Annotated in this window: 11 protein-coding genes; 5 read left to right on the forward strand and 6 right to left on the reverse strand. The window is 68.4% G+C overall.

The window, feature by feature from the left end; genetic code table 11:
- Nucleotides 1-69: 69 nt before the first annotated feature.
- Nucleotides 70-1,455 (reverse strand): NAD(P)/FAD-dependent oxidoreductase, encoded by a 1,386-nt coding sequence (locus tag OG965_RS18130; protein WP_371653122.1) that lies wholly within the window; start codon nucleotides 1,453-1,455, stop codon nucleotides 70-72.
- Nucleotides 1,456-3,407: 1,952 nt separating this feature from the next.
- Entirely contained in the window at nucleotides 3,408-3,827 is a 420-nt protein-coding gene (locus tag OG965_RS18135) for an ATP-binding protein (protein WP_371653123.1), read from the reverse strand.
- Between the two features lie 275 nt (nucleotides 3,828-4,102).
- Between OG965_RS18135 and OG965_RS18140 the strand changes: the two genes are divergently transcribed.
- From OG965_RS18140 to OG965_RS18160, 5 genes are all read left to right on the forward strand, one after another.
- Nucleotides 4,103-4,954 (forward strand): Scr1 family TA system antitoxin-like transcriptional regulator, encoded by an 852-nt coding sequence (locus OG965_RS18140; RefSeq protein ID WP_371653124.1) that lies wholly within the window; start codon nucleotides 4,103-4,105, stop codon nucleotides 4,952-4,954.
- A 13-nt stretch (nucleotides 4,955-4,967) separates the two neighbouring features.
- Nucleotides 4,968-5,162 carry a DUF397 domain-containing protein gene (locus OG965_RS18145; RefSeq protein WP_266988145.1) on the forward strand — a complete coding sequence of 65 codons (195 nt, stop codon included), beginning with the start codon at nucleotides 4,968-4,970 and terminating at the stop codon, nucleotides 5,160-5,162.
- Between the two features lie 505 nt (nucleotides 5,163-5,667).
- A complete protein-coding gene (locus OG965_RS18150; RefSeq protein WP_371656974.1) occupies nucleotides 5,668-6,540 on the forward strand; it encodes a radical SAM/SPASM domain-containing protein in 873 nt (290 codons plus the stop codon).
- Between the two features lie 21 nt (nucleotides 6,541-6,561).
- Nucleotides 6,562-7,707 (forward strand): methyltransferase domain-containing protein, encoded by a 1,146-nt coding sequence (locus tag OG965_RS18155; protein ID WP_371653125.1) that lies wholly within the window; start codon nucleotides 6,562-6,564, stop codon nucleotides 7,705-7,707.
- Nucleotides 7,704-8,216, forward strand: a complete 513-nt coding sequence (locus OG965_RS18160) for a DUF6624 domain-containing protein (protein ID WP_371653126.1) — start codon at nucleotides 7,704-7,706, stop codon at nucleotides 8,214-8,216. Before OG965_RS18155 ends, OG965_RS18160 begins: the two co-directional genes overlap by 4 nt.
- Before the next feature lie 70 nt (nucleotides 8,217-8,286).
- On the opposite strand, the gene OG965_RS18165 is transcribed toward OG965_RS18160, so the two are convergent.
- The 4 genes from OG965_RS18165 to eno form a co-directional block, all read right to left on the reverse strand.
- On the reverse strand, nucleotides 8,287-9,201 hold the full coding sequence (locus OG965_RS18165) for an exopolyphosphatase (RefSeq protein ID WP_371653127.1): 915 nt from the start codon (nucleotides 9,199-9,201) through the stop codon (nucleotides 8,287-8,289).
- Complete coding sequence (locus OG965_RS18170; protein ID WP_371653128.1) at nucleotides 9,198-9,734, reverse strand: DUF501 domain-containing protein; 537 nt, start codon at nucleotides 9,732-9,734, stop codon at nucleotides 9,198-9,200. Before OG965_RS18170 ends, OG965_RS18165 begins: the two co-directional genes overlap by 4 nt.
- 57 nt (nucleotides 9,735-9,791) lie before the next feature.
- Nucleotides 9,792-10,268, reverse strand: coding sequence for a septum formation initiator family protein (locus OG965_RS18175; RefSeq protein ID WP_371653129.1), 477 nt, complete (start codon nucleotides 10,266-10,268; stop codon nucleotides 9,792-9,794).
- A 119-nt stretch (nucleotides 10,269-10,387) separates the two neighbouring features.
- On the reverse strand, nucleotides 10,388-11,674 hold the full coding sequence (gene eno, locus OG965_RS18180) for a phosphopyruvate hydratase (RefSeq protein ID WP_371653130.1): 1,287 nt from the start codon (nucleotides 11,672-11,674) through the stop codon (nucleotides 10,388-10,390).
- Nucleotides 11,675-11,779: the final 105 nt, after the last annotated feature.

An 11,779-nucleotide genomic window follows, 5' to 3' on the forward strand; every position in this document is an offset into this window, starting at 1 on the left:
GTCCGCACCACGGATGGCGGACGGCCCCTTCGGGGGTGTTACTGGGGGCCCTTCGGGCCGACTACACGGTCAGGAGGCCTTGGCCTTCTCCTCGACCTTGTCCTTCGCGACCGGGGCCGGGGCGGGCTTGGCGGCCTCGTAGAACTCCTCGCGCGGCGACTCCATGGCGCCGAGCGAGACGACCTCGCGCTTCAGGAACATCGCGAGGGTCCAGTCGGCGAAGACGCGGATCTTGCGGTTCCAGGTGGGTACGGCGAGACCGTGGTAGCCACGGTGCATGTACCAGGCGAGACGGCCCTTGAGCTTGATCTTCATCTTGCCCATGACGATCATCGCGACGCCCTTGTGGAGGCCGAGGCCCGCCACCGCACCCTTGTTGGCGTGCGAGTACTCCTTCTGCGGGAAGCCCCGCATACCGGAGACCACGTTGTCGCCGAGGACCTTGGCCTGGCGCAGCGCGTGCTGGGCGTTCGGCGGGCACCAGGCGTTCTCCACGCCGGCCTTGCGGGCGGCGAGGTCCGGGACCTGGGCGTTGTCGCCGGCGGCCCAGATGTAGTCGGTGCCCTGGACCTGGAGGGTCGGGGCGGTGTCGACGTGGCCGCGCGGGCCGAGCGGCAGGCCGAAGCGGGCCAGCGCCGGGTTGGGCTTGACGCCCGCGGTCCACACGATGGTGTTGGAGTCGACTTCGAGGCCGTTCTTGAGCACCACGTGCCCGTCGACACACGAGTCCATCGACGTCGAGAGGTAGATCTCGATGCCGCGGCCCTCAAGGTGCTCCTTGCCCCACTTGCCGAGCTGCGGCCCGACCTCGGGGAGGATCTTGTCGGCGGCGTCGACCAGCACGAAGCGCATGTCCTCGCGCTTCACGTTGGTGTAGTACTTCGCCGCGTCGCGGGCCATGTCCTCGACCTCGCCGATCGTCTCGGCGCCGGCGAAGCCGCCACCCACGAAGACGAAGGTCAGCGCCTTGCGGCGGACATCCTCGTCGGTCGTGGAGTCGGCCTTGTCCAGCTGCTCCAGGACGTGGTTGCGCAGCCCGATGGCCTCCTCGACACCCTTCATACCGATGCCCTGCTCGGCGAGGCCGGGGATCGGGAAGGTGCGGGAGACCGCGCCGAGGGCGACGACCAGGTAGTCGAAGGGCAGCTCGTAGGCCTCGCCGACGAGCGGCGCGACCGTGGCGACCTTGCGGTCCTGGTCGATGCTGGTGACGCGGCCGGTGAGCACCTCGGCTCCGCGCACGACGCGTCGCAGCGGGACGACGACGTGGCGCGGGGAGATGCTGCCTGCGGCGGCTTCGGGGAGGAAGGGCTGGTACGTCATGTACGACCGCGGGTCGACGACCGTGACAGTCGCCTCGGCGTAGCGCATCTTCTTGAGAATGCGCCGTGCCGCGTACAGGCCTACGTACCCACCGCCTACGACGAGGATTCGGGGACGCTCCGTGGTGCTCATGCCATCGAGTATCCACCCCCCTCCGGACCCCCGCTCGTGCGCCCCTTCACAAGGTCCGACGAGGCCTCTGCTACACTTCGCGGCCCACGTGACCCAGGTCATGGTGGCCGGAGGGAACCAAGGTGTAGGGGAGAACGTTGTTCACCCCTCCTGAACTGGCCCTCACACCGCTCCGCGGGCTAGACCACTGGGCCAGGACACATGCCCGTAACACACCGTCCGCCCCATGGATCGCGCGCTGTTGAGCCCCTGAACCTGCAGAAGAGAGGCCCAGAGCCCTCGATCGGGGCCAACTGACGGGTTTTCCTTGTGAAGAAGTTCACGAACTTTCTTGCGGGGGGTGGCCCGGAGACCCCCTCGGGGGCCCTCCGGGCACCTTTTACGCGATCGACCAGGCGATTCCGTCGAGGATGTCCTCGAACTTGCCGCGGCGTAGAGGTCCGGGTTGACGGCGTAGTCCGTAATAAGGACGAGTCAGCGCAGCGCTCCACTTGGTGTGGTCGGCTGTCAGTCGGGCCCGCTCTGCCGCCGGGTCGGGGCCGGACGGACGGCGCGGTGCGTTGACAGGGATCACGGGGGCATGGCCGATTCCCTCCGCCACGTCCTCCAGGAACTCGCGGACGATCTTCTTCAGGTCGTTGTCGGTGGCGCTGACGCTCTCGCCGTCGCCGGTGGCCTCGCCCGCGTGATGGCCCTGCCCGCCGCCGAGGCCCTGCTCGACCGCACTGGCCTCGGCGTGACCGCTGCCCCCTGTCCAGCCTCGCTACACCGACCGGCTTCGCGGCCCTCTCACCACCTGGCGAGCCATCACTGGTCGCCGAGGGGCGCTTGGGGCACCGAGTGCGCCGGAAAAGCCGCGAGTCCAAGGAGAGACCCCACACTCGGCTCAGCGCCGCGGCATCCTGGGTTGCAGCCCACAGACCCGGGGGATGCCATGGTCGATATCAGGGCCCGTCTAGGACACTTGCAGCGATGGCAGACTCTCCTAGCGGCGTTCGTCGCCTTGCTTGCTGCGGTCATCACGGCGTTGATCGCCGGACCCGGAAGCCACGGTTCCAGCCCTGAACAGCGCGTAACGCCCACTGGGGCGTTGCACCCTTCCGCACCGTTGTCGCTGAATTTCACGTCGTGGACTGAGAGGAGTCCGGACCCGCCAGCCAAGGAGTTCGACTTCGTTGGGCACGTTACCGGGCTCCCACAACCCTGGGACGTGTATGTGATGGCACAGATTCCGGACGCGACTCAGTCGATCCGGGGTGCAGCCCCCGCTCCCCGCGAGCCTGGCACTTCGGACTCGTCCAGCCCGCCGGGCGCCTGGTTGGTGTCACCCAAGGCGACGGTTTTGCAAGATGGTCGGTGGCACGTCCACTGGCGGATCGAACGCCCACCAGGCCAGGTGAAGTGGACTGCGGTCGTCTTTGACAACGGATGTGAGATCAGCGGTTGTTCGGACTTCCCCGGCAACTCGTCGCCAAAGCCAACCATGACGATGCCCATCACACCGGGCACACCGGATCCAACCCTCACGCCGAACCCGGCAGCCCCCACTTCAACCGATGATCCACCTCCGGGTGCGCTGACGCCGACCGGCAAGCCGCGCCCACCGAGCGCCTTGCCCACCACCCACAGGCTGGACCAGTTGCGTCAATTGGGGCCAGAGGCTACAGGCGCAAAGGTCGTCGCCGTTCCCCAGCAATCCCCAGGCTGACGACGCCGAAGGGCTCACTCTGGCGCCCGCCGGCCTGCTTGCCCTCATCGCTCTGGACGGCCTCGCTCTCAGCACATGGCAGCCCGCCGAGGCCTCTTTTGCAGGGGTCACCTTGCAGATGGACCTATACGGCCACCGGTGCGGGAGATACCTCCCCTCCGCACCGCACTCCGCCTCTCTAGGTGTCGGGGCGGTTGCAGTGATTTCTGGATTCGCGGCCGGGCTGGGTGCGCCGTCGGGTGGATCACGGCATCCCCCGTCCACCCTCGACCATCTTGAACCACACCGCTTTCGAGTGCGGGATCGCACCGCCATAGAGGCAGACACCCCACTGGTCCGCAAGCGCTGCCACCAACCCCAGCCCCATCCCGCCCTCCCGGACACCGGGGGCTTCCCCAGGGGGGACAGGCAGCTCACGGGGGCGATCGTCGTAGACGTACACCGAGACCCAGTCGTCGGCGAGCGTCACCTCGACGTGCACGAGTTTCGCCGGGGTGTGCCTGCACACGTTGGCGACGAGCTCGCTCGTGCAGATCCGCGCCGACTCTGCGAGTTGAGCGTGCCCAGCCGTGCGCAGCAGCGCGGCAACCAGTGCTCTCAGCTCACCCGCGGCGGTCAGGCGGCTTGCGGTGCTCAGGCGGTGCGTTCTCGTCGCAGTGGGCACAGGTGGTGGGGTAGGTACTAAAGATGCGGTCATTTTGCCGTCTCCCAACGCAGTTGAGCGCACACTGCTCCTCGTCCGTGGCTTTGACTGCTCCTCATGCCGCTCCAACTGGCATGGCAGCGACTGCATTTCGGCCCGAGACCCTTAATGGCGCGATGCTTGGACGACGGTAGCGCGCTCGTCTCACAAGTTGTACCCAAACGACTCAACTAAGGAACTGCTGGACCACCTTGGGGGTACGGGGCCACACTGGGGGCCGACAGAAGGGGAGGCCAATGCCGCCTAGGAAGGCTCCAACTGCGTGGCAACGACGTCTGGGCGCCGAACTTCGCAAGATGCGCGAACACGCCGGCCTGCCACTCGGCGACGCTGCGGCATTGCTCGGAACTGATCGCACCACCATCAGCAACAGCGAGTCGGGGCGCTTCGGGGTGAGCGGCGATCGCGTTCGCACCTGGGCCGGCCTCTACCAGTGTCCCGATGCTGCGTACATCGACGCTCTGGCCACCATGGCGGAGGACCGCCGCAAGGGCTGGTGGGAGGACTATCGCGGCAAGCTGTCGAGCGGCGCGCTCGACCTCTCCGAGCTGGAGGCCAACGCCACAGGGCTCCGCGGCGTCACCATCATGCACATCCCCGGACAACTCCAGACCGAGGAGTACGCCCGTGCCGTGTTCGAGGAAGCCGTACCGCCACTGAATCCGATCGATCTCCGCACTCGCCTGTCGCATCGGCTCAAGCGGCGCGATGTACTGGACCGCCCCGAGCCCCTGCCCTGCACCTTCCTCATCCATGAGGCGGCGCTGCGGATGCAGTACGGCAGCGCGAAGATCGCGCGCACCCAGCTCGAACACGTGCTCAAGGAGTCCGAGCGCGACAACATCACCGTGCGGGTGATCCCGTTCTCGGCTGGCGGGTTCCCGAACGCGGGGTCATCGACCCTCTACATCTATGGCCCGGTGCCGCAGCTCGATACGGTGCAGATGGACACCCCAACAGGCCCGGCGTTCCTGGACGCCGAAACCCTTCTCGCCAACTACCGAGCCGTACTCGATCGCACGCTTGAGCGGTCGATGGACCCGGCCCAGTCGCGAGACTTCATTCACGGCATCGCACAACAAGCATGAAGGCGTGGAGACAGTGGAAATTCAGTGGCGAAAGTCCTCGTTCTCGACGGACTCGGAGGGCAACTGCCTGGAGCTCGCCGAGGTCGACGGCGAGATCCTGCTTCGCGAGAGCGACCAGAGTGACGTGATCGTACGGACCAGCCGGGCGAAGCTCCGCGCGTTCCTGCTGGGCGCACAGGCCGGCGAGTTCGATCACCTGACCAAGTAGCCCCGACTCCTCTCAGCCCCCTGCCGACTCGGCAGGGGGCTTTCGCTTGCCGTCCCACTCGTTGTCATATGCCGTCTCACTCGTTAGACGTCAAACAGTTGATACGGATCTGTAGCTAGCGCTACGGTCGCAGAGCAATACCGGCCGTCGTCGACTCCCTTGATGGGCGACGCTGGCCGCTGCAACTCTCCATGCCATCGCGCCTGTTGGGGAGGGTTCGCACGCGGTTGCTCTCCTCCCTGGCGATGCACGGGAGGAGAGCAACCCCGACGCAGGAGGGCACCGCATGGGTGCAGCGATGTTCCAGACGAGCGCGATCACACAGTCGAAGCCGGTTTTCGCTGACGTAGTTGTCGGCGGGGCGGTCTGGTACGAGACGCTGCTGGATACGGCATGTCGAGCTGTGCGTGCGTTGCGGTGCGATCTACGCGCTAGCCACGTCTTTGCGCTCACTGCCCGTGAATCTCGCCGAGCGATCCAGTGGGCCGACATTGGAGGCGTAGCTATGCAGATCACCTTGCAACCCGGCTTAACCGGACTCAAGTCCCTTGAGCTTGAGATCACGGGAAAGTGCCAACTCACCTGTACGCACTGCCTGACCACCTCCAGCCCGCAAGCTACCGACGGCACCATGACCCGCGAAGACTGGCGATCTGTCATCAAGGAAGCCGCTGCTCTGGGCATCCCGCACGTACAACTGATCGGCGGCGAACCGACCGTGCACCCGTGTTGGGCCGAGTTCGTCGACCTCGCGCTCTCCCTGGGGCTCAAGGTGGAGATCTTCAGCAACCTGTACAAGGTCCTGCCTAGTTGGTGGGAGACGTTCGAGCGAGACGGGGTCACCCTGGCCACCAGCTACTACAGCAACGACCCCGACGAACACGACACCATCACCGGCAAGCCCGGAAGCTACGTACGCACCCGCAGCAACATCCGCGAGGCGGTCCGCCGAGGAATCACTCTCCGCGCCGGAATTGTCGATGTCCTCGACGGACAGCACGTCACCGAAGCCCGCGCCGAGTTACGCAGCATGGGCGTAACCCAGATCCTCACAGACCGAGTGCGGGCCGTAGGACGGGCCGCACTGCCGGGGCAGACCCCGACCGTTGACGCCCTGTGCGGCCGGTGCGCCCACGGGCGCGCCGCGGTACTGCCCAACGGCGACGTGGCAGGCTGCGTGCTCTCCCGGTTCCTGCCCGGAGGCAACGTCCTATCGCGCTCCCTCGGCGACATCTTGAAGAGCGCCGAATGGGCCGCCACGGTCGACCGGCTGCCCTCACGCGCAGCCGCGAACCCGTGCGATCCGGACTGTAACCCGGCCAAGGACGGCGGCGACTGCTCCCCGGCGGAGCAAGAAGCCTGCGACCCTGCCTACTAGTGCCACCGAGAAGGGGTCGCGATGAACTGGGAACACCACGCTCAACGACTCGCCGACGCGATCACCGATCCAGATTCCCGATGGCGCAGCCCTGTCGCCCAGACACCCCGGCACATGCTTGTACCCCGGTGGTGGGCCAGGGGTGACGACGGTCGATGGGCTCTTCGAGAGGGCCTGACCGATCCCGCCGCCTGGTGGGCGGCAGCCTACGGAGACGAATCGCTGGTCACCCGGGTCGGGCCTCTCCACGCCGACCACGCGAAGCCCGACGACCATCCCGAAGGGCTTCCCACCTCCTCCGCGACGATGTCGAGCCTGGCCGTCCAGATGCTCCGACATGGCCGCCTCCACACCGGCCTGTCCCTGCTCGACCTCGGAACCGGTGCGGGCGGCCTCGCCGCCTACGCGGCGCAGCGCCTCGGAAGCCAACAGGTCACCAGCCTCGACGTTGACCCCTACCTCACCGAAGCGGCACGCGACCGCCTCGCCGACATCGGGCTGCGCCCTCAGTTCATCACCGCCGACGCCACCACAGACATCCCCGGCACCTACGACCGCATCATCGCCACCGTCGCCATGCCCCCCGGCCCCGGGCTCCGCCCGATGCTGGCCGCCCTGCGCCCAGGCGGACGACTCGTGACCACCCTCGCCCGCATGGGCGTCATCCTCACCGCGTGGAAGGACGACCACGGCGAGTGCCACGGCCGAATCGAACGGGACGGTGCCGGATTCATGCTCACCCGCAGCAGTGACGACTACCCGCCGACCATCACGCCCGCCCCCGAGAAGGACGGCGCGGAGATCACCACGGGCCGCTATCCGGTGCTGAACGTCGCCGAGACTTGGGAACTGCGCAGCATGCTGGAGATCGCCGTTCCCGGCGTACAGGCACGCTACGAGGAACGCAGCGGCACTCGGACCGCCTACCTCGCCCACCCGGACGGATCATGGGCCCGCGCATCCGCAGAACGGCTCGCCCCGCCCACCGTCCACCAAAGCGGCCCACAGCGCCTCTGGGACAGACTCGAACGCATCCGCAACCGGCTCAACGCCGAGGGTGGCCTCCCCCTCTACGGCGCCCGCGCCAAGATCTCCCCAGACGGTGTCATCCACCTCTCGCGAGGCAAGTGGGAGGCCACCCTAGGCACCCGAGAGGCCAGCCCATGACCTCTCAGCGCCCCGACCTCACAGCCGAACTCCTGCGCCGCAGGGCAGCCGACCAACACGCCAGGGGCGTACGCGAACACGGGATGGTCGCACCCGACCTCGAAGCCATGCGCACAGTCGACGCCGACAACATCGCCGCGCTCAAACGGATCACTGCCGAGCACGGCTGGCCCGGCCGAACCCTCGTCGGCGACCAAGCCACGGACGCCGCATGGCTGCTTGTCCAGCACTCCGACGCCGACCCCGAGTTCCAGCAGCACGCACTCACGCTGCTCCGCGAGGCGGTCACCGCTGGAGAGGCCGAGCCACGGCACCTCGCGTATCTGACTGACCGGTGTCTCTTCCACCAAGGCGAGCCGCAGCTCTACGGAACTCAGTACATCAACGGCAAGCAGGGGCTGTGCCCGCAGACCATCAGCGACCCGGACAACCTCGACACACGGCGAGCCGGGGTCGGCCTCGGTCCATTCGCCGCGTACGACCGACAGGTACGCCATCCGGAGAATTAGAGCCCCCGGTGGATATCCCGCCGGGGGCGCTCCGTCTTGTCCGCGTTACCGCAGGCCAGCCCCTGCCCCTCTACGCGATCGACCAGGCGATTCCGTCGAGGATGTCGTGCTCGCTGACCACGACCTCGCGGGCGCCCGTGCGGTCCATGACGGACAGCAGGACCAGCGCGCCTGCGGCGATCACGTCGATGCGGCCGGGGTGCAGCACCGGGATCGTCGTGCGCTCGGCGTGGGTCGAGGCGAGCAGGCGGTCGGTGACCGCGCGGACCTGCTCGTAGGAGATACGGGAGTGGTGGATCGCCGCCGAGTCGTACGCGGGCAGGTCCAGCGTGATCGCGGCGACCGTGGTGACCGAACCGGCCAGGCCCACCAACGTGCGGGGCTCGCGGAGTGGGACCGTCTGCTCGGCCTCGTCCAGGGCTGCCTCGACGTCCGCCCTTATCGCGGCGATCTGCTCGGGCGTGGCCGGGTCGCCGGGGTGGTGGCGCTCGGTCATCCGTACGCAGCCGACGTCCACCGAGCGCGCCGCGCGCACCTGCCGGGAGCCGACCACGAACTCCGTCGAGCCGCCGCCGATGTCGACGACGAGGTAGTCGCCGTCGGAGTGGAGCTCCCTGGTGGCGCCGGTGAAGGAGAACTCGGCCTCCTGGTCGCCGGTGATCACCTCGGGCTCGACGCCCAGGATGTCCAGGACGCCCTGGACGAACTCGTCGCGGTTCTCGGCGTCGCGGGAGGCGGAGGTGGCGACGAAGCGGACGCGCTCGGCGCCGAACTCCTTGATGACCGCCGCGTACTCGCGGCAGGCCGCGAAGGTGCGGTCGAGTGCTTCGGGGGCCAGGCGGCCCGTCCGGTCCACGCCCTGGCCGAGGCGGACGATCGTCATCCGGCGGTCCAGGTCGACGAGTTCGCCGGATACCGGGTCCGCGTCGGCCACCAGGAGCCGGATCGAGTTCGTACCGCAGTCGATGGCGGCGACCCGGGTCACTTCTCGTTCTCCCCGGGCACGCAGGGGGTGACGCAGGGGCCCTTCGCCCACCACTCGGGCAGCATCGCGATCGCCTCGTCGCCCAGCGGGTTCACCCCGGGCCCGGCCGCCAGCGAGTGGCCGACCAGCACGTGCAGGCACTTCACCCGGTCCGGCATGCCGCCCGCGCTCGGGAAGCCCTCCAGGACCTCGATGGCGTCGCGGCGGGCGATGTAGTCCTCGTGGGCGGCGCGGTAGGCCGCGGCCAGCTCGGGGTCCGTCGCCAGACGCTCCGTCATCTCCTTCATGACCCCGTTGGCTTCGAGCGTGCCGATCGCCGACGCCGCACGCGGGCAGCTCAGGTAGTACGTCGTCGGGAACGGCGTGCCGTCGGGCAGCCGGGGGGCCGTCTCGACCACGTCCGGGTTGCCGCACGGGCAGCGGTGCGCGATCGCGCGCAGTCCGCGCGGCGGGCGGCCCAGCTGCTCCTGGAAGGCGGCGATGTCCGCGTCGGTCGGCTCGGTGCTGGGCGTCTGGGGCGGGGGCGTTTCCATCGGGGTTTCTGTCTCTGTCTCTGTCTGTCGCTGGGTCTGTCGCGGGCGGTCGCGGCGTCAGTTGCCGGGGCGGTCGGCCTTGTCCACGCCGTCCCAGAGGTTCTGGTGCCAGGGGCGGCCGGTGGCGGCCTTGCCGTCGCGGCGGCCCTTGCCGGCCGACGGGTCGGTCACGGTGTAGCCGGTCTCGCCCGGAAACTGCATGTGCAGGTGCTCACGGGCCAGCCGCTTGATGTACGCGTCGTCCTGGAGCCGCGCCTTCTCGTCGCGCAGCCGCTCGACCTGCGCGGCCGCGTCGTGCTCCTTGCGGCGCTGCTCGGCGATGTCGCCGCGCTGCGACACGTACTGGCGCATCGGGTACGCGAGGGCCACCACCAGCGAGCACATCACCAGGGCGAGCAGGGCGGCGCGCCCGGTGAGCCGGGAGCGGCGCGCCTGGCGCTTGGTCTGGGAGCGGTAGACCCGGGCCGCGGTCTGCTCGCCGAGCACCTTGAGCCGGGCCGCGGTGGAGAACCGGTCCCGGTTGCCCTTGGCCATGTCGCCCCGCTCCCCTCACGTACGTACAACGTCCCCGGACACGGTACGGGACCGCGGCCGGGGACGTACGTACGACAGGGCGGTCAGCCCATGTCAGGACTGCTCAGCCGGTCGGCTGATCAGCCCTTGAAGCGCGGGAAGGCGCTGCGGCCCGCGTACACCGCCGCGTCGTCGAGGATCTCCTCGATGCGCAGCAGCTGGTTGTACTTGGCGACGCGGTCCGAGCGGGCCGGGGCGCCGGTCTTGATCTGACCGCAGTTCACCGCGACGGCGAGGTCGGCGATGGTGACGTCCTCGGTCTCGCCGGAGCGGTGGGACATCATGCACTTGAAGCCGTTGCGCTGGGCCATCTCGACGGCGTCCAGGGTCTCGGTCAGCGAACCGATCTGGTTGACCTTGACGAGCAGGGCGTTGGCGGAGCCCTCCTCGATGCCGCGGGCCAGGCGCTCCGGGTTGGTGACGAAGAGGTCGTCGCCGACGATCTGGACCTTGGTGCCCAGCTTGTCGGTGAGGGTCTTCCAGCCGGCCCAGTCGTCCTCGTACAGCGGGTCCTCGATGGAGACCATCGGGTACGCGGAGACGAGCTCCTCGTAGTACTCGGTCATCTCGGCGGCCGAGCGGGACTGGCCCTCGAACTCGTACTTGCCGTCCTTGTAGAACTCGGACGCGGCGACGTCGAGCGCGAGCGCGATGTCCTTGCCCGGGGCGTAACCGGCCTCCTTGATGGCCTCCAGGATCAGGTCCAGGGCGGCGCGGTTGGAGTCCAGGTTCGGGGCGAAGCCGCCCTCGTCACCGAGGCCGGTGGACAGGCCCTTGCGCTTCAGGACGGCCTTGAGGGTGTGGTAGACCTCGGCACCCCAGCGCAGCGCCTCGGAGAAGGACTCCGCGCCGATCGGGGCGATCATGAACTCCTGGATGTCGACGTTGGAGTCGGCGTGCGACCCACCGTTGAGGATGTTCATCATCGGAACGGGCAGCAGGTGCGCGTTCGGGCCGCCCAGGTAGCGGAACAGCGGGAGGTCGCTGGCCTCGGAGGCGGCGTGCGCGACGGCGAGCGAGACGCCGAGGATGGCGTTGGCGCCGAGCGAGCCCTTGTTCTCCGTGGCGTCCAGGTCGAACATCGCCTGGTCGATCAGGCGCTGCTCGGTGGCGTCGTAGCCGACGAGCTCCGGGCCGATCTGCTCGATCACGGCGAGGACGGCCTTCTCGACGCCCTTGCCCTGGTAACGGTTGGGGTCACCGTCGCGGAGCTCGATTGCCTCGAAGGCACCGGTGGAGGCGCCGGACGGGACGGCGGCACGACCCGTGCTGCCGTCGTCGAGGCCGACCTCGACCTCGACCGTGGGGTTGCCTCGGGAGTCCAGGATTTCCCGGGCTACGACGACGTCGATGGACGGCACGAGCATCTCCTTCTGGGATGTGACGCGAATACGCCGGGCCGCGTGGTCCGGCACCCCTGAGCCTAACCGCCTCCGGGGCATCCACCAGCCGACCGACCGGCCCGTGGGACG

Origin of the sequence: Streptomyces sp. NBC_00224, from assembly GCF_041435195.1 — a bacterium.
Lineage (GTDB): Bacteria > Actinomycetota > Actinomycetes > Streptomycetales > Streptomycetaceae > Streptomyces.